This is a genomic window from Alteromonas sp. MTD1, from assembly GCF_042848195.1.
GTDB lineage: Bacteria > Pseudomonadota > Gammaproteobacteria > Enterobacterales > Alteromonadaceae > Alteromonas.
The window spans coordinates 137989-155702 of record NZ_BTGG01000001.1 but is presented as its reverse complement, the minus strand read 5'-3'; the positions used below and the strand labels follow the sequence as shown (position 1 = coordinate 155702).

Genomic DNA, 17714 nt, shown 5'->3' with positions numbered 1-17714 from the left:
CTGCCCTCGTAAGGGCAGCTTTTTTATTAATAGTCGAGAATCTAACTATGCGTTAATACCAGAAGCGCTTTATTTAGGAATCGGGTTAAGTCTGAGCTGTGCTCAATACTCAGCGAATAAGTTGTTCTTTGCTAATTAAAGGGTTTATCGATACCCGTGAATACCTGTGCAATATCTGCTCGAGTTAATGGCTTTTTTAAAATCCCTTTTGCTAGTGTAGAAATCCGATTCGCACTATCCTCGTTAATTGAAAATACATCACCTGTCATGATGTATTTTCTAGCACTAGGGGCGAGGTTTCGATGCTTTATAGACTGCAGTAGATGCAAGCCATCAAGAATAGGCATTTTAATATCTGTCAATATGACATCAAACTTATCGTCATCCTCTGATAAGATGCGCAGGGCGTCGGCGCCGTTATCTACAAACGTACAGTTCCCCCCCATTGCTTCAATCAAGTTAACGATACTAGTACCAACAGAATAATCATCTTCTACAAGTAAAACTTTCTCTGTAGTGCACGCTACTATGTGCTGTTTGTCTTGCTTATAGTCAATAGCGCTCCTGATAAAATGACACGTAAAGCACGTTCTTCCGGGTTGAGATGAAAAACTTATCGAACCGCCAAAACTTTCGATAAGGTTTTTAGAGATTGAAAGTCCTAATCCAGTGCCTTCCCCCACTATCTTGTTAGTAGTAAATGGCTCAAAGATTTTTTCCTTTAACTTTTCACTAATACCAATGCCGTTATCTTCAACGTCTAGCTGACAATATTGTGGCTTTGAAGTGAGAATAATATTTATGTCTTTTATGTGGTTATCGCTGTTTAGTACAGCATGTCTCGCGTTGGAAAGCAGGTTTACAATAATTTGCTGAATTCCGGACCAGTCTGCCAATATGCCATATTCCCTTTTTTCACCTTCAACGTGGAGTGATACATTAATGCCGTCTTTTGAATACAGCTTTGTCAGCATTTCGACTGTTTCTTGAATACAATCAACTAATCCAATAGTTTCAAGATTTATATGTTCACGGGTAACCGATGTTACGCTTCGCAAACCATCAACTATCTTCGCAATTCGCGTGCATGCATCTTTCATCCGAGTAGTAATATTTTCAAAATGCGCAGGCGTCGTTATTCCACGCATTAGGTCTAATTCGAGTAAATCAATTGATGTAGTGACTACAGACAAGGGGTTGTTAATTTCATGCCCAACACCAGCAGCGACCTCTCCCAACAGAGCGAGCTTTGCTTTTCTCTCTGCAACCTTCCTATGACTTTCAATTGCTTGCAATGATAATTTTTCGTCGGTTATGTCAAAGCAAATACCTGCGAGGGACTTGTGGACATCCCCCCCTACATTTGTTAACTCCGCTTTTACTCTCACCCAGCGATGTTTACCGTTCTCACTTTTTATTTCGTACTCATAATCCAGCGGGGCTTCACCAGAAATTGCCCTTATTACGTTTATATTGAATCGCTCTGCATGCTCTTCACAAATGAGTTCCATCCATTCATCAATTCCACTTACTGCATTATCGCCAGATTCAAAGTGGATATTGGCAGTTTTTTCATCCCAAAACAGGTAATCGTGATGAATATTGAAATACCAACATCCAATGTTTGAGGTTTGAAAGATCATATTGCTCTTATGAATATAATCTAGAACTTGTTTATGTCCTGATACGTCACGCTGCACGCTTATCCAGTGTGAGTACCAACCTGTTACATCTTTCACCGGTGAAATGTGTAATTCAACTTCAAACGGACTTCCCTGTTTTGTGTAATTGGTTAATGTTTTTTTAAAAGTGTCCCACTTTGACAGCGAGGAACGTATGCTTGAAGTAACGTCACGGTCTGGACTCCCTCCCTGTAGAAACCGAGGAGAACGACCAAGAACTTCATTTTTCTTATAACCGGTCATATTTAAGAAAGCTTGGTTACAAAAAACAATTCGAGGACCAGGGTTGTTAATAACGTCGGCTTCAGTAAGCACTACTGCGTCAGAAATACTATTAAACAGGGTATGTTCAAAATGACCAGTAATGACACGCTCTGAATAATCATAGAGGGAGGAGATGGCAAGCATTATGCCTTTATCATTTAAGGAAAACGCAAAATGTCGTGAGTGAATAAGCTCTGGCGCGTCTACTTCTCCAAAGAGTATTTGCTCGTACTGATGTCCGCTAAAATGCTTTATACACCAATAAACGGTATGTTTTATTCTGCGCATTAAACCGACTGAGTCATCAATCGCAAAAAGCTGGTCTCCCACTCTGATGTAGTCAAGAGAAGGATTTATAAAACACATCATTTGCCCTACATTCTCATTTGAAAGTAGCGCCGAGAACTTATCCGTTTCGTGCATTAATCGTTACCTATAGATTAATGTCTCCCCATCCAATGTCTTTTGCACACGGGAGCTTGTTTTGTTCTATGGCAGAAGTTAACGCCGTTAGCCAGTTGCTGTACTGCCCATTAGAAGTCGTTGATATTAGAGCAGTCTTTCCCGATAGATCACAGCCGAGTACGCTCCCTATTGACTGTAGTAGATTTTGAGAATGATGCGAATATAGTGCGTTTATCGACTTACCTTTTTGCTTTGCCCGTAATGTTGCAGCTTGTGCTGCTGCGATACACATCACTGCTAACTGTTTTTGAAATATCTGAATACTTTCACGTGTTAGTTGTGCTGAACCATAAGCTTGAGAATTCAAATTTTGATTAAACTGTTCTGCGTGAACAGGGAAATGTGTGCATAGCGGATTCGCTTTATGCTCGAGTAAAGGAGTAAGGGAATTGCTGAGTATTTGAAGCGGCTTTATGCCGACATGTCGTCCAATTCCAGTTTCATCAATCAGAGAAGGTGGTAGCCCTTTGCTAAACGACGACTCTACCAATAAGCATAGCTGCGCCTCATTATGCTTCGCTAGAAGCGCAACACAACTTCTTTGTTTATCCATCGACATCCCTACATGCTGACCAAGAAAGTTACCACCATGTAAATGGGTGCGGTAGTCTGCATTTATAAGCGGGTTATCAGTTGCACCGTTCATTTCTATTTTAATGGTACGCTCTATAACGAATAGCTCTTCAATTATTGCACCAAGATACTGCGGCATGCAGCGCAGCGAATATCTATCTTGAATAAGTTCATCATTAGAAAAACCTTTCTCAACCTGCTTCTGAGAGTGGATTAACGCAGAGCTTTCTAGCGCTTCGCGCAATATGGATGCGACTAAAACTTGGCCTGGATGTGGGCGATATTTGTGAATAAATGCATTAAACGGGTTTATGTCGCACTGCATAACCTCTGCAATCAGAATCTGAATATGCATATGAAGTGAGAAAGCGTGCGATATTCTTATACAATTATTGGCTGCAATAGAAGTAAGTACAGACGTACCATTAATTAATGCCAACCCCTCTTTGGGTTTAAGCGTAAAGGGGGTTAGGCCCAATGTCTTAAGTACGGCTTTTGCGTTCCTGTACTCGCCGTTATGTTTCAATTTAGTTGTTTCAGATATACCGCACGCTGCACCAGCCATGGCCGAAAGTGGGATGAGATCTCCACTGGCACCTATTGAGCCATACTCGTGTACAAGTGGAAGGCAATCGTTATTCGCGAGAAATAGATACCTGTCCACAATTGCTTTTCTTATCCCGGATACACCGTGACATAGTGAGTTGGCACGCAAAAGCATTGCCCCTTTTACATCTTCATCGGCTAGTGGCGCTCCCACGCCGCTCAAGTGGGATAAGATTAACTCTTCCTGAAGCAGCTCTTCACACACTGCTTCTTGATTTGCCATGCCGCCAAAAAGTGTGTTAACACCATAAATCTTGCGCCCTTCAGAGAGTAGTTCGTCCAACACACTTATACTTTTATTAAAGAAGTTGTCATCTAAGTGTGGCGATACTCTGGCGTGGACGTCACCTCCCACAAAACGTTCAAAACTAGTAAGTGACATCGAACTCCCATCTAGAAACAATGGTTCAGCCTGGTGCTCTTGGTTGATAAAATGGTCTTTCGCTAGATTTGACATAATCGTTACCTCTCAGCTCTTTATCTTCAGGCAGGGTTAGCCACGCTATCGAGCTCCGGCTCATCACTTGTTTCAACCACACCTAAATGCTCAGGCGTAATATCAGTTTCTTCATCATTAACGCCTACTTCACATTCGTTATTTGACTCCACCTCAACGTCACTTAATTGAGCATCAAGCCCAAGAATATCTCGCAAGTTTCTAACCGATGATGCACTTTCACGCGCGAAGTTATAAAGTCCATCGAGCATGATAAAATGTGACTCAAGTTCTGCTGAGGAGGCCTGTAAGATGCCTTTCAATCCACTTACAGTGCCTGCCGTCTGCCCCATTTGTCCAAGAAGCATTTGTACATCGCTCCACTGACTTTCAACAGTGTCGACCACTGAGAAAAGCGTACTACTGACGCTGTTAATTTTTTCATCTATCGACACCATCGACGTAGCAGAATCTGCGCTACTTTGTAGAATAGAAGCTGAGATTTCTGAAATTTTTACCGTAGCTAAATCGGTTTGCTCTGCTAATTTTTTTACCTCATCAGCAACCACCGCAAACCCTCTTCCTAATTCACCCGCACGAGCGGCCTCAATAGACGCGTTGAGAGCCAATAGTTGTGTCATTCGCGCAATGTCGGCTATAGAATTTGTGACTTCTGTTATCTCACTTGCCTTTTCAGCTAAATCGCTGATGCTTTCTCTTGTGTTTTCAACCAGAGCCACGCTTTCTGCTGTACTTTGTTTAAGTGCCGCTGAGTTGTCGTTAATACTGGTGTAACTTGCACCTAAGTTATTAATCGACATGTAAATTTGTTCAAACGTACTCGTGGCATAGTCTGCAGCATTTTCAGACTGTTCAAACGCCCCTCTTACAGCCTCTGGGTCGAAAGAATGCTCTTCATCTATGGCTACCACATGGTCGTTGTACATCACCATAGTTTCCATTTCTCTATTCACTTTTTCTACGATGCTGTGGTCTGCATTATAGGCTTGTAAGATCTCTGTTTTATCTCTGTTCGCCTCTCTAAGTAACTCCGTTATTCTCTCAATGACGCAATCATCATTGATGTTGAAGCCACGCTGCTTACAGATGGTATTAAAGCCGTCGATATTTTTTTCTATCAAGGTATTGAGGTGAGCAATAGGTTTCACTACTTGTGAATAATGTAGCCAACCTGAAATCGCCAATGATATGGCGCTCGTTCCACATAAGACAAAGCCAAAAAGGTCATTCCCTATAGCAAACAAGATACAACCTATTGTAAGTGCTACAAATGTAATAAACGACGAGATGAGAATTCTATAAATTTTTGACATTGCAACCTCCTGGTCCATCGCCTTCCGAATGGGTGGAGGGCGCTATTACAGCGCCCTTACAAACTTACCAGTCACACAATAAATACTGATTTTGATTATCTTTGAGCAACCTGAGTGTTACAGGCGTAGGTGCCATTTTGAGAGTAAACGTATACGGTATTTTGGTATCCAGACTATTTTCATTTTCAAATTTCTGCGCCACCATAAAGTTGTTGGTACAAGGGGCAACCTGTGTAAAAAAGTGTTTTCCCATTACTGCGCCTTTAGACATACCAGTATGCTGCTCTTGGTTGTCATTGTAGTCAGTCACCTTTCCATCGTGAGACATTTTCACGACACCAAAATTAGCCGCATTAAGGTTAGGTGTGCTGGCTGCGTTCAACTGATCAATTGTTACACTCGAGAAGTTCATAGTTATCTCCGTTTGCGTTAGTGAGGCTGTGAGCCAAAAGTCAATACCACAGAGAATCCGCGATGCGAGCCCCTTTGGTCTTGAATTGATGAAATGCAGATCTCTGCATCATGCGTTACATTTGATAAGTCTTTAAAAGATAGAGCGCTTGTTACCGTGCCTACCTCTTGCGCGGTACTAAGTAGTTCTGCATTTTTTGCAATAGAAATAGGAAGAAGTTGGGACAGCACTTTGCCGATAGCTGCGGCGCGCTTGGCAATGTATGTTTCACCTGTGGTGTTCCAGCTGTCGATAATACCCGACGACGTTATAGTAAAGATGACATGCTGCTTAACAGATTCAAAAACCTTGGAAAGTTTTTGCTCTGCTATAAAGCGCTCTGATTCAACTTTTACTTGGTTGGTTACATTGTTTAATGACGCAATAAAATCTTCCTTGTCCTGACGAACAACAGTGACATCCATCCACAATTCTTCATTTGCTTCGCCGTCATGACTGGCAGGTGCTTTCATGCAGAAACGCTGGTTCTCCATTATTTGACCGTGTTCCGCATCGTAGTTTGTTATTGCTTCCTTTAACGACGGAAGTTCATCATCTAAAAAATGGAAAAAATTGGCGAAGTAACCACCGGGCGCATAACGATTAAACAGTTGCGCTACTCTTGGGTTAGCCATTTTTACGTTTCCAGCATCATCAAACTTAATCAATGCCACCGGTGCAATGTATAAAAACTCTAAAAGCTGCTCTTCGTTCATCGTTATTTCCTTTGATAGAAAGCCAATAATGTTTTCAGCTATCACAGCATGGCTAACGGTTTTTTCAGACCGGTATCCGGAGTGTTTCAAAGTTGTTTCAGTGCAATTTGTGCGCAATTTTCTCCTCTATACTGTCATCAACTGGTTAACTAGAGGGCACTACCATGGAAGCAAATTATGTTTGGGGACAAAACGATAAAAATATTGAAGCACTAGTATTAGAGTTGATTGTAATTTCTTGTGAATATCGTCATATGGATAAGGCAGAAGTTATAAGCTTTGCCCAAAAAGTGGATGATAGAAATAAATGGCTGCTCGACTCATTGGCTACCTATCAGGCTCTAAGCTACATCTGCGAGTTTTTTAATATAAATGATGAAACAAAGATAAACGCCGTTCTGTCTCGCCCCAATTTAAAGGCTTGCATAAATCTGTGCATTGACGCTTTGAATTGCCCGGATGCGGCGATAACATTTTGCACATCAGGCAGCGAATCAAAACCAAAGAAAATTACTCATTCGCTTAAGTCGCTTCAGCAAGAAGTTGAAAGTTGGGTGCAAATAATTCCATTGGTAACTCATATCTATTGCACCGTGCCTTTGAAGCATATTTACGGTTTTATTTGGGGCGTACTGTTACCCAAAATGCTAAACCTCCCTTCATGTCGATTGGAAAGCGCGTTAGTTCACAAAACTAGAATTGAAAATGCGTCTCTTGTAATCGGCGTACCTGCATTACTGCCCTTGCTAGAACGTCTACCTAGTGAATCAAGAAAAAACAGCCATCTCATTTTGTCTACAGCCCCTCTTGATTTCATTACTTTAAGCACGCTGGATGGCTGGCATTTTAGATCTGCCATACAAATATACGGCTCAACTGAAACCGGAGGTATAGGCTATCGTTGTGGAAAACGAAAACACTATACATTTCGAAATGGACTTAGCTCTGATGACAAATCCATATTTAAAGGTGGCGAAAAAGTTGAGCTACAAGATAAGTTAACATTTCAATCTAACGAACACTTTCAGGTAGTAGGCCGCAAAGATGATAAAATTCAAGTAAACGGCTACAACGTTTGCCCCAATGAAATAACGCGTGAATTAGGAGAGCTTTCTGACGTTGAAGAAGCTGTAATCAGAGTCGTTGACGAAAAAAATAACAAAGCACTCAAACTCTTTATTGTACTGTCCAGCTCAGCAAATAAAGCTCGCGTACTTGAGTTTATTAATCAACGCTTTAATCGAATTATTTCAAGGCAATACGTGACATTTGGCGCCGGATTGCCGCTCAATGAGATGGGTAAGATATCTGACTGGGAACATACTTTAACAAGTTGAACGATTTTCCAAATAGTAACCAAAACCTACTGACGTTTTTATTAGTTTTGGTCGTTTGGGTTCACTTTCAATTTTTTTCCGAAGGCGGGATATACATATATCTACCGCCCTTGTGCTCTCGGGGCCGTTAACGCCCGTAATACTATCGATAATCTGTTCACGAGAATACACCTTGCCTGGATTTTTAGCTAAAAGAGCAAGTAACACATACTCGCCAATAGTAAGGCTGATATCGTCATCGTCAGAAATCAATGCTTTTCTATTAATATCTAGTGAATAACTTCCAACCTTAAGTATTTCTTGCTTGGGTTGTGAAAATGACCATCGTTCGATGAGTTTTTTTATCCTCAATAAAAGCTCTTTTGAAGAAAAAGGTTTTGGTAAGTAATCGTCAGCGCCGAACTCTAATCCAGAAACGCGATCTTCGACAGCCCCGCGTGCTGAGCACACGATAATCGGAATATCACTAAACCCTTTGATTTTCCTGAGCACGACCAGACCGTCTTCATCGGGAAGAGTAAGATCCAAAACGACGCAATGATACTCAGCACGTTTCACCTCCATAAGTGCAGTATTTGCATCTTTACAATGCATAACCCTATATCCATTCGCATCGAGATAGGCCTGCACAACATCGCCTAGTTGATAATCGTCTTCCACATATAAAATTGACTGCATGTATATTTATGTAACAACTGAAATTTAATGTTACTTATAGGTGTAGAATAAAAGATTATACTTTTCTAATAAACACCTGAAATTTGCATGAGTTTGTTCGCAGTGGCGCTATGTATTTATGCTTCAGCTACCACATGAAAAAAATAATGAAATCGCTTATAAGGTGGCGAGACACGTCGTTGTGGTTATATACAGTTGCTGTATGGAACTCTCTAACGGACTAGTAAAGATTACCTAAAACGAGCCTTGGATCAGGGTAGCGCTCTAACATTTTGGTAATGTCCTGTTGGCAAACAACACCCGGCATATCGCAAACATCAGGCTGCTCCGAACAAAGCTGTAAATGAAGATGTGGTGTCCACCCACCATTTTCATGCACATCACCCATCCAAGCAAACTCTTCACCTTTCGAAATTGCCTTACCCGGAGGATTATGTTCAAAGGAATCTTTACTTAAATGTCCGTAAAGCGCGTAGAATTTGTTCCCCTCGATCTGGTACTCGACGATGAGGGTGTAGCCATAGTCAAGCTCGAGGTGGTTATACTCGCGAGAAAAAACCACACCATCATCAAAACTATGAATGGGCGTATTTCTAGGCCCAAAAATATCAACACCAATGTGAATATTTCGTATTAATTCAGGGTTATCTGTATTTTTAAATTGTTCAGCGTTATATATATCAGGTCGTAATTCATTGTATTTACCTACGGCATATTCCTGTCCTTCAGGCATCACCATTGGCCCAGATGACAAGTCAAATACATGATAGTCAGAAGGTAGATGCACAACACGAGCAAACTCCCTTTTTTCAAAAAGTCGTTTATCTAAACTACTCATAATATTCCTAGTATATTTTCGTTTCTTAACTAATACCTATATTGAAGAAACGTTCGAAACGTCGAGGTTAAATCTTTGCGACGTCGACTCATCAAAACTTCAATAGCCCTGTAATTTCTATTCTAGCAATGTTACGGGTATGTGATTTTTATTGCACCTTAGCGTTAGTAAAATCAAATATCACTGAGTTGTAACTACAAGCTCTTACACCGCCGACGAAAAAAGAATTTATGATCTGTCATAAACTTGCCTGTGCAATCCAGAACTTCACGTGTGACAGCGTAAGCATAAGTGCTGATACTGACGCAAGAGTCAATCAGATAAGGTATTGTCAAGGTTGAACCTACCTAGAAACTCGAGAGTAACTCAATATCATTACAGCTGTTTGCTGACAAAACGGAAACACATGCAATACTATTTCTTCCGTTTCGTTTGACATGGTACAGCGCATCGTCAGCCTTTGCCAAAATGAAGCTCGGCACGTCGTCAATGCCAGTGTCATCAAATGTGGACAACACTTCCGCTACCCCAAAAGAGCAAGAAACTTGAAATTTTCTTCCTTTCACTTCGTACTCAGTATCGAGTATCTGTGCCCTTATACGCTCCATGAGCTTAGGCACATCGTTATGAGCATCGTGGTTATTAATCAAAATTACAAACTCATCTCCGCCTAACCGCGCAATGCAGTCTGAAGTCCTGATAGCTCCCTTTACAACCTTGGTGATGCCAGCGAGCACCGTGTCTCCTGTTTCGTGTCCATAAGTATCATTAACTTCCTTAAAATAGTCGATGTCGAATACGCATACTGCGACCGAAGAGAGCTGTCCACGAAGCAAGAGATTAAAACTTTCCGTCATGCGAACATCGAGATAGCTACGGGAACACGCGTTGGTAACATGGTCAAACATTAGTTGAGTATTCAAATTTCTTTTAGCTTCATAAAGGCCATCAATATCTTTAATCAACAACCAAGCAATACAACATATAACGAAAAAAGACCCAGCCCATGTCAGCGGTGGAATATCTATAAATTGTAGCCCGGTAAGCATGTCCAAAACACCGGTGATGAGCCATACGATATTTGCTATTAATAGCAACAATACGGTTCCGCTTCCAACCTTTCCACGCTGCCGCTGTCGTTGAAAAACCTTTATAATGACAAAGACACTGTACCCAGAAAGAATGAGAACCCATCCGCCCCACAGCTCAAAGAGAGGACCATAAACAAGTCCGGTGTAATATTTTGACGTACTAAAGAGGGCACTATCTAAAAAATAGGCGTTTGGGAAGAGAGCGAAAAATGAAAAAACTACACATATGCAGTAGCTCCACCTCAAAAAAATAGGAGCTCGGTAATTAAAGAAAGCAAGATAAAAATGCAGGCTTAACAAAAAGCTGAACATAGCTGATATAACCGTTATACGGTTGGTTATGTTTAGCACAATAGGAAATTCAGCGGAATTGAGAAATATTGCAAACGCCCCAAAGAATAAGGAATTGCTTAACGCTGATATTGCGAAGATGATGTAATTTTTTACTGCCTCTTGATGAAAACGCGTAATGCGGACATAAAGTAATGTAAAAAACGCAGCAAGGAGCAGACTCAGGCTTGACGTGATAAACAACGGAAGCGACAAAAGGCTCACCATAACTAAGCTTCCTGACGAATATCTAAATACATCAGAAAATATAGCTTAATATTATTAAATTAAATATTTAAACTTTCTTATTCATTGATATGTTGACTGAACGTTGAATATTTATCTCCATCTAAATCCCAGTGTTTTTTCGCACTAGCTAAGCTTGAATTGGCGTATTTATCATTTACACCACAAACCACTTTCCAGGTGCTCTTCATCGACAATTTCGCTTCTCTTCAAATATATCTTCAAGTGTCATATTGCAAAAATATATCCAACGAGTGACACAAAAATAAATTTATATTTCAACGGCCTATAGAAAAACTAAACTAAAGTTTACTCGCTCAAATTACGCACATTCCGCGAGACTACACTAACGTTTAGTTAGTGCTAGAACGTGTTCTAGGTTGTCACAACTAACAAAGTGGTCGATGTTATGCGTATTTGGTCTGTTGTTTTCATCGCATTATTCTCAGCAAACACTAGTTTCGCCAAGGACAAAGAAGAGCATCATTGGCAGGACACGCCTCATCATTTATCTGCGTTACTCGGTACAACCTATACAAGAACATGGGGGAATGCATTTACTGTAGGCATCGATTATGAATACAGAGTAAACGACTTTCTAGGTGTCGGTGTGGTTGCTGAATACGCAGGCGAAGACTTCGACGCCTATACGCTTATACTCGTTGCGGACCTGCATATTACTAACGCAGCCATCGTTCAGATTGGACCCGGCGTAGAATTCCATGGAAGCCATAAGATGGAAGTCGTACGCGTTGGTGCACTCTATGAAATGGAAATGTCTGGCTTTACGTTTTCACCACAATTGCATTACGATTATCATCGTAATCACAAAAGCGCTTTAGTCGCGGGGTTCGCTATTGGTTTTTCTTTCTAAGTGTAAATTGTAACTAGCAGCTCACACTTTCAATAGGAAAAGTGCCCCACAATTACGCTATGGCACTCAAATAGCTAATTGATGTTATAGCGAGATACGTCGTTCTGACCGCTTAAAGTGGTCGAATTAAGGACACCACCTGAAGACTCAATCATTCGCTTAGATGCTTCATTTTGAGAGTAACAATGCACGTGCAGTGTTTTATTGGGCGATTCTCCGATACCTTGTGTCTTTGCAATCTCACAGGTCCAACGTAGAAGCAAAGTACTAAGCCCCTTACCTCTAGCGCTTGGTCGAATGCCAAGCCCAACATGCCCGCCAACATGGGCTATCTGTTCATTTAATCGGTGGCGAAGGTTGCTCACACCAAGTAATGTGTTTTCGCAGACCAACCAAAACGTTGAGCTTTCAACATAGCCTTCGGGAATATCAATACCCTGTTTAAATTCGTTTAAGCGTTTTAAATAGGCAGTGAAATTACTAGCATCTAAATCTAAAACGAATGGGTAGCGCTCTTCATCTTTAAGTTCAGTGATATAGGTTCGAAAACTTTGCTCATAACGCAAAGAAGGCGTAACTAGTTTGTAAGTTACACCTTCTTTCTCCAATTCCTTCAGCGTAATACTTTCCATGCTTAATACTTAAAAGGTTACCAGGTTAAATCATCCGGAATTTCATAATCGGCGTACCAGTCTTCTTCGTTCTCATCCACGCCATCATTGCCGCTCTTATCTAAGTCGGCACGATACACAATTGACGACTCATCGCGTTGAGCAATTTTGTCGGCTACAGGGGTGGGAACAAGTTCGTATGCATCATCTAGCAACACAACTGTAAGGCGCCCTTTTGTAACTTGTTTGTGCATTTCTTCACTCACATACATACGTTTTACTACGTTGTCGTGTGTGAAGTTAAGTACGGTATCGCCCTTACGCTCTTGCTTATTAACTGTTATTAGCTGACGCACTTGTGCAGCTATTGAACGCTTCTCACGCTCTTGTTGCTGTAGTTGATTAAGCTCTCGAGAGCGGGCTTTCTTTTCTTCAGCCGCTTGCTGAGCCGCTAATGTTGCCTCGTCAACAACAGGCTGTTTTTGCTTGTTTTTTTGCTTTTGTTTTTTTCTTTTATCGGCACGCGCTTGCTTGGCAGACGACTTATCGGCCAAGCCAGCTTTTAGTAGTTGGTCCTGTAATGAGGCCATAGTTTTTATCTCTACTATCTGAATTACGTTTTCGCGTATTGTAACGTGTTTGCTAAAGGGAAAAAAAGGTTTGATTGAAAGCAAAAAGCCCGAAAAAAATCGGGCTTTAAGATTACTAACGTAAGCAGCTTATTTTGAAGCCAAAGTGCTCACGCCTACTCTATGCAGCTACTTTTTCTTCGCTTTCGACTTAGCAGCAGGCTTTTTAGCAGCTTGTTCCTGCCACTTGCCGTTGTCATACCATGCAGACCACCCCGTCGCTTTACCGCTGTCATTTTCCGACATTACGTATTGCTGTTTGGTTTTTCTGCTGTATCGAACAATAGCCGCATTGCCCTCTGGATCTTTCTGCGGCGCATCCGCTAGGTAGTAAAACTTGGGCGAAATACGGTCTCTAAAGCGTGCTAACTCTTCCACCTTAGGTGCACGAGTCTCGCGAGATTTAGGGAAATTGTGTGCCGCTAAGAAAATACCAGATGCACCATCACGTAACATAAAATGTGCGTCAGACTTTTCGCATGGAAGCTCTGGTAAATCTACCGGATCTTCTTTAGGTGGCGCAGCTTCACCGTTACGCAGCAGCTTACGTGTATTTTTACACTCTTCATTGGTGCAACCGAAATACTTACCAAAACGGCCGTTTTTCAGTTCCATATCGCTGCCGCATTTGTCGCATTCAATAATAGGACCGTCATAGCCTTTAATCTTAAAGGTACCCGTCTCTAAGAGTGTGCCGTCACAGGTTGGCGTATTGCCACATACATGAAGCTTGCGGGTTTCATCAACAAGATAACTGTCCATCGCCGTGCCACATTTAGCGCAACGTTTTTTGGAACGAAGCGCTTCGGTTTCTAGCTCTTCCTCGTCATCTACCTTAACCACTTCGTCACCTGGCGTCAGGTTCATGGTGTTGGTGCAGCGCTCTTTAGGCGGCAAATTATAGCCAGAACACCCTAAGAAGACGCCGGTTGACGCTGTGCGCACATTCATTTCACGGCCACATTTACCACATTCAACGCCAGCAGGTACTGCCTGATTTAGGCGCATTCCACCCTCTTCAGGATCTTTTTCAGCGTTCAGCAGCTTGCCGTAAAAACCGCTGTAAAATTCATTCAGAACGTCTTTCCAGTCTTTGTTACCTTCGGCGATATCATCAAGCTGTTGCTCCATGTTTGCCGTAAAGTCAAAGCTCATTAGGTCGTCAAAGTTTTCCATCAGACGGTCGTTAACAATTTCACCCATTTTTTCAGCGTAGAAACGTTTATTCTCTAAACGTACATAGCCGCGATCTTGAATGGTTGAAATGATGCTAGCGTAAGTTGACGGTCGGCCAATACCGCGCTTTTCAAGCTCTTTAACCAGCGACGCTTCGTTAAAGCGTGCAACAGGCTTAGTGAAATGTTGCTTAGGATCTAACGCTTTAAGACTAAGTACATCGCCTTGCTGCACGTCAGGAAGCATCAGCTCTTCGTCACCTTTCTTGCGCAGCTGTGGCTGAACGCGCGTCCAACCATCGAACTTAAGCACGCGACCTTTGGCTGTAAGCTCATAGTCGCCAGCTACTACTCTTATTGTAGTGGCATCGTATTTAGCGGCTGTCATCTGACATGCCACAAATTGACGCCAAATAAGCTCATACAAACGCTGTGCGTCGCGCTCCATATCACCAAGGCTTGCCGAGCTTACGTTAACATTCGATGGACGAATGGCTTCGTGAGCTTCTTGTGCGCCCTCTTTGCTACCATAGCGAAGCGGTGAATCAGGTAAATATTTGTTACCGAAGTTGTCAGCGATGTATGCGCGTGCACTATCCACAGCCTCTTGGCTTAAATTCGTAGAGTCGGTACGCATGTAGGTAATGTAGCCCGCCTCATAAAGGCGCTGGGCCATCATCATCGTCTTTTTAACGCCAAAACCTAAACGGGTACTTGCAGCCTGCTGCAATGTTGACGTAATAAACGGCGCAGACGGGCGGCTTTGTGTAGGCTTAGATTCGCGGCTCTCAACCGTATAGCTAGCGCCTTCTAAGTCGCTTAACGCTTTGTCGGTTTCAGCCTTGTTTTTCGGCTTAAACGCACTTCCCTGATGCTTGGCAACTAACATGCGCAACGCATCTTTTTGCTGGCTGGTTAAATCGGCATGTACGTCCCAAAACTCTTCTGGAACAAATGCCTTAATCTCGCGTTCACGCTCAACCACAAGGCGCACTGCTACCGACTGTACACGCCCTGCCGACAAACCTCTCGCAATTTTCTTCCACAGAAGTGGCGACACCATAAAGCCAACAACACGATCTAGGAATCGACGTGCTTGCTGCGCGTTTACACGAGAAATATTCAGCTCACCTGGGTCTGAAAACGCATCTTGAATCGCATTTTTAGTAATCTCGTTGAACACCACGCGTTGGTAAGTTTTACCTTTGGTGCCAAGCAGTTCTTGCAAGTGCCATGCGATAGCCTCTCCCTCGCGATCCAAATCGGTTGCGAGATAGATGGTGTCAGCATCTTTGGCTAACTTTTTAAGTTCGTTTACTACTTTTTCTTTGCCTTGTAGCACTTGGTAATGCGCTTTCCAGTCTTTTTCTGGATCAACACCCATTCGGTCTACAAGCTTTAAATATTCATGACGACGAAGGTACTCTTGCCTCTCATCATCACTTAATGTCTTGAGTTCTTTTGCCGATTTTTTAGGCTCTACTTTGCCTAAAGCCTTCGTTGGAAGATCCCGTACGTGGCCAACCGAACTTTTTACGATAAAATTTTTGCCAAGATATTTATTTATCGTTTTCGCTTTGGCTGGTGATTCGACTATGACCAGTGATTTTGCCATATAATTGAACTAAACCTATTGATTTTTAATGACTATTTACGTCAAATTCCTGAATATGGAGCCCCATTTCACTATATATAGGGTGCTCGCTCTTTTTTAACATATATCTACAAAGTGAATGGAAAACAAGATCTTCTTCATACTTATTCTTCACACTGCTTCAAACGCGAGCAAAAACCGTACAATTATTAACCACCTCGATTGGCATTGCCTTTAAAAGCCGTATAATGCCAGCCATTCCAACCTCATATTGTGTTTTCGTAGAAAGGCGATTTGGGGATTAAAAAGTGCAACGGTTGCCCCTGCTGCTAACTTTGTAGCGTAGCGGTCAATCGAAAAAACACCAACAATGAGGGAAAGTATGAAGCAGTTTGAAGTGAACTTTGATGGTCTAGTTGGCCCTACCCATAACTATGCTGGTTTGTCATTCGGCAATGTTGCTTCACTTAACAATGCCAACGCGATAAGCAGCCCAAAACAAGCTGCAAAACAAGGACTCGCAAAAGCTAAAGCGCTATCAGACATGGGAATGGTTCAAGGTGTACTTGCACCGCAAGAGCGCCCAGATATTGCTGCTTTGCGTCGTTTAGGGTTCACAGGCTCTGATGCGCGTGTTTTAGAAAGCGCTGCAAAGCAGTCTCGCGAGATTTTTTTGGCATGTTGTTCTGCTAGTAGCATGTGGACAGCAAATGCCGCTACCGTGTCTCCTAGCGCCGATACCGCAGACGGTAGAGTACACTTTACGCCAGCTAATCTTACGAACAAGTTCCATCGCTCTCTTGAACCTCGCGTAACCGGAAACATCTTGCGCGGCACGTTTTCCAACGAGAAACACTTTGCCCATCACATGCACCTTCCCGATAATGAACATTTTGGTGATGAAGGCGCAGCTAACCACACACGCTTGTGCAGCAATTACGGGCAAGCTGGCGTAGAACTGTTTGTTTATGGCCGTCATGCGTTCGATACCAGCAAACCTGCACCAAAGAAATTCCCTGCACGACAAACCCTTGAAGCCTGTCAGGCGGTTGCACGCTTACATGGGTTAGACGACGATGGCGTTGTTTACATGCAGCAGAACCCAGACGTTATTGACCAAGGTGTATTCCACAATGACGTTATTGCTGTTGGTAACCAAAACGTGCTGTTTTTCCACGAGCAAGCTTTCTACCAAAAAGAAGCTGGCTTGAAAGAGCTTCAAGCTAAATTTGGCGAAGAGCCACTTCACTTCATTGAAGTGCCTACCGATGAAGTGTCTGTGCTTGACGCGGTAAAAACCTACTTGTTTAACACGCAAATTATTACGCTACCTAGCGGTGATATGACAATTATTGCGCCAACAGAGTGCGAAGAGAACGATGCAGTTAAGCGCTACTTAGACAAACTAGTAACCCTTGGCACGCCAATAAAATCGGTAAACTACTTTGATGTAAAACAAAGCATGCGTAACGGTGGTGGCCCTGCGTGTTTGCGATTGCGCGTTGCAATGAATGACCAAGAACTAGCTGCCGTTAACCAGAATACATTGATTAACGATACACAGTTTGAGCGCCTAAATGCGTGGGTAGACAAGCATTACCGTGACCAGTTAAGCGAAGATGATTTGCGTGACCCGCAGCTTCTTATCGAGTCGCGCACGGCACTTGATGAACTTACGCAATTACTGAAACTTGGTTCGGTGTACCCGTTCCAGCAGGCATAGTTAACGCTTGTAAAACTTTGCATTTATGCACATGAAAAAGCCGGCTTATGCCGGCTTTTTG

Annotated in this window: 14 protein-coding genes; 3 read left to right on the top strand and 11 right to left on the bottom strand. The window is 42.4% G+C overall.

Annotation, left to right across the window (positions count from 1 at the left end):
- Positions 1-131: 131 nt before the first annotated feature.
- The 5 genes from ACGHAV_RS00660 to ACGHAV_RS00640 all read right to left on the bottom strand — a co-directional run bounded on the left by ACGHAV_RS00660 (position 132) and on the right by ACGHAV_RS00640 (position 6527).
- Positions 132-2369 (bottom strand): ATP-binding protein, encoded by a 2238-nt coding sequence (locus tag ACGHAV_RS00660; protein ID WP_390375054.1) that lies wholly within the window; start codon positions 2367-2369, stop codon positions 132-134.
- A gap of 10 nt (positions 2370-2379) precedes the next feature.
- Positions 2380-4047, bottom strand: coding sequence for an aromatic amino acid ammonia-lyase (locus ACGHAV_RS00655; protein ID WP_390375051.1), 1668 nt, complete (start codon positions 4045-4047; stop codon positions 2380-2382).
- 26 nt (positions 4048-4073) lie between these two features.
- Complete coding sequence (locus ACGHAV_RS00650; RefSeq protein WP_390375049.1) at positions 4074-5360, bottom strand: methyl-accepting chemotaxis protein; 1287 nt, start codon at positions 5358-5360, stop codon at positions 4074-4076.
- 64 nt (positions 5361-5424) lie between these two features.
- On the bottom strand, positions 5425-5772 hold the full coding sequence (locus ACGHAV_RS00645; RefSeq protein ID WP_390375046.1) for a PAS domain-containing protein: 348 nt from the start codon (positions 5770-5772) through the stop codon (positions 5425-5427).
- A gap of 17 nt (positions 5773-5789) precedes the next feature.
- A complete protein-coding gene (locus tag ACGHAV_RS00640) occupies positions 5790-6527 on the bottom strand; it encodes a hypothetical protein (protein WP_390375043.1) in 738 nt (245 codons plus the stop codon).
- A gap of 164 nt (positions 6528-6691) precedes the next feature.
- Between ACGHAV_RS00640 and ACGHAV_RS00635 the strand changes: the two genes are divergently transcribed.
- Positions 6692-7864, top strand: a complete 1173-nt coding sequence (locus tag ACGHAV_RS00635) for an AMP-binding protein (RefSeq protein ID WP_390375040.1) — start codon at positions 6692-6694, stop codon at positions 7862-7864.
- On the opposite strand, the gene ACGHAV_RS00630 is transcribed toward ACGHAV_RS00635, so the two are convergent.
- From ACGHAV_RS00630 to ACGHAV_RS00620, 3 genes are all read right to left on the bottom strand, one after another.
- Complete coding sequence (locus tag ACGHAV_RS00630) at positions 7853-8542, bottom strand: response regulator transcription factor (RefSeq protein WP_390375037.1); 690 nt, start codon at positions 8540-8542, stop codon at positions 7853-7855. The genes ACGHAV_RS00635 and ACGHAV_RS00630 overlap by 12 nt on opposite strands.
- Before the next feature lie 220 nt (positions 8543-8762).
- Positions 8763-9380, bottom strand: a complete 618-nt coding sequence (locus ACGHAV_RS00625; RefSeq protein ID WP_390375034.1) for a peptidoglycan DD-metalloendopeptidase family protein — start codon at positions 9378-9380, stop codon at positions 8763-8765.
- Positions 9381-9727: 347 nt separating this feature from the next.
- Positions 9728-11029, bottom strand: a complete 1302-nt coding sequence (locus ACGHAV_RS00620) for a GGDEF domain-containing protein (RefSeq protein WP_390375031.1) — start codon at positions 11027-11029, stop codon at positions 9728-9730.
- 427 nt (positions 11030-11456) lie between these two features.
- Here ACGHAV_RS00620 and ACGHAV_RS00615 point away from each other — a divergent pair, with 427 nt between their 5' ends.
- Positions 11457-11921, top strand: coding sequence for a hypothetical protein (locus ACGHAV_RS00615; protein ID WP_334015176.1), 465 nt, complete (start codon positions 11457-11459; stop codon positions 11919-11921).
- Between the two features lie 74 nt (positions 11922-11995).
- Here the strand turns inward: ACGHAV_RS00615 and ACGHAV_RS00610 are convergent, their stop codons facing one another.
- The 3 genes from ACGHAV_RS00610 to topA form a co-directional block, all read right to left on the bottom strand.
- Positions 11996-12553 carry a GNAT family N-acetyltransferase gene (locus ACGHAV_RS00610; protein ID WP_390375028.1) on the bottom strand — a complete coding sequence of 186 codons (558 nt, stop codon included), beginning with the start codon at positions 12551-12553 and terminating at the stop codon, positions 11996-11998.
- A 17-nt stretch (positions 12554-12570) separates the two neighbouring features.
- Entirely contained in the window at positions 12571-13122 is a 552-nt protein-coding gene (locus tag ACGHAV_RS00605) for a DUF2058 domain-containing protein (protein WP_390375025.1), read from the bottom strand.
- 168 nt (positions 13123-13290) lie between these two features.
- Positions 13291-15951 (bottom strand): type I DNA topoisomerase, encoded by a 2661-nt coding sequence (gene topA / locus ACGHAV_RS00600; RefSeq protein WP_390375023.1) that lies wholly within the window; start codon positions 15949-15951, stop codon positions 13291-13293.
- Between the two features lie 361 nt (positions 15952-16312).
- Here topA and astB point away from each other — a divergent pair, with 361 nt between their 5' ends.
- The gene (astB, locus tag ACGHAV_RS00595) at positions 16313-17653 is read left to right on the top strand and encodes an N-succinylarginine dihydrolase (protein WP_334015172.1); all 1341 of its coding nucleotides are present in this window, start codon (positions 16313-16315) and stop codon (positions 17651-17653) included.
- Positions 17654-17714 lie beyond the last annotated feature (61 nt).

What these genes read in the sequence shown, in the direction of transcription:
- ACGHAV_RS00660 (WP_390375054.1), bottom strand. Translation starts at nt 2,369, where the DNA reads ATGCACGAAACGGATAAGTTCTCGGCGCTACTTTCAAATGAGAATGTA.
- ACGHAV_RS00655 (WP_390375051.1), bottom strand. Translation starts at nt 4,047, where the DNA reads ATGTCAAATCTAGCGAAAGACCATTTTATCAACCAAGAGCACCAGGCT.
- ACGHAV_RS00650 (WP_390375049.1), bottom strand. Translation starts at nt 5,360, where the DNA reads ATGTCAAAAATTTATAGAATTCTCATCTCGTCGTTTATTACATTTGTA.
- ACGHAV_RS00645 (WP_390375046.1), bottom strand. Translation starts at nt 5,772, where the DNA reads ATGAACTTCTCGAGTGTAACAATTGATCAGTTGAACGCAGCCAGCACA.
- ACGHAV_RS00640 (WP_390375043.1), bottom strand. Translation starts at nt 6,527, where the DNA reads ATGAACGAAGAGCAGCTTTTAGAGTTTTTATACATTGCACCGGTGGCA.
- ACGHAV_RS00635 (WP_390375040.1), top strand. Translation starts at nt 6,692, where the DNA reads ATGGAAGCAAATTATGTTTGGGGACAAAACGATAAAAATATTGAAGCA.
- ACGHAV_RS00630 (WP_390375037.1), bottom strand. Translation starts at nt 8,542, where the DNA reads ATGCAGTCAATTTTATATGTGGAAGACGATTATCAACTAGGCGATGTT.
- ACGHAV_RS00625 (WP_390375034.1), bottom strand. Translation starts at nt 9,380, where the DNA reads ATGAGTAGTTTAGATAAACGACTTTTTGAAAAAAGGGAGTTTGCTCGT.
- ACGHAV_RS00620 (WP_390375031.1), bottom strand. Translation starts at nt 11,029, where the DNA reads ATGGTGAGCCTTTTGTCGCTTCCGTTGTTTATCACGTCAAGCCTGAGT.
- ACGHAV_RS00615 (WP_334015176.1), top strand. Translation starts at nt 11,457, where the DNA reads ATGCGTATTTGGTCTGTTGTTTTCATCGCATTATTCTCAGCAAACACT.
- ACGHAV_RS00610 (WP_390375028.1), bottom strand. Translation starts at nt 12,553, where the DNA reads ATGGAAAGTATTACGCTGAAGGAATTGGAGAAAGAAGGTGTAACTTAC.
- ACGHAV_RS00605 (WP_390375025.1), bottom strand. Translation starts at nt 13,122, where the DNA reads ATGGCCTCATTACAGGACCAACTACTAAAAGCTGGCTTGGCCGATAAG.
- topA (WP_390375023.1), bottom strand. Translation starts at nt 15,951, where the DNA reads ATGGCAAAATCACTGGTCATAGTCGAATCACCAGCCAAAGCGAAAACG.
- astB (WP_334015172.1), top strand. Translation starts at nt 16,313, where the DNA reads ATGAAGCAGTTTGAAGTGAACTTTGATGGTCTAGTTGGCCCTACCCAT.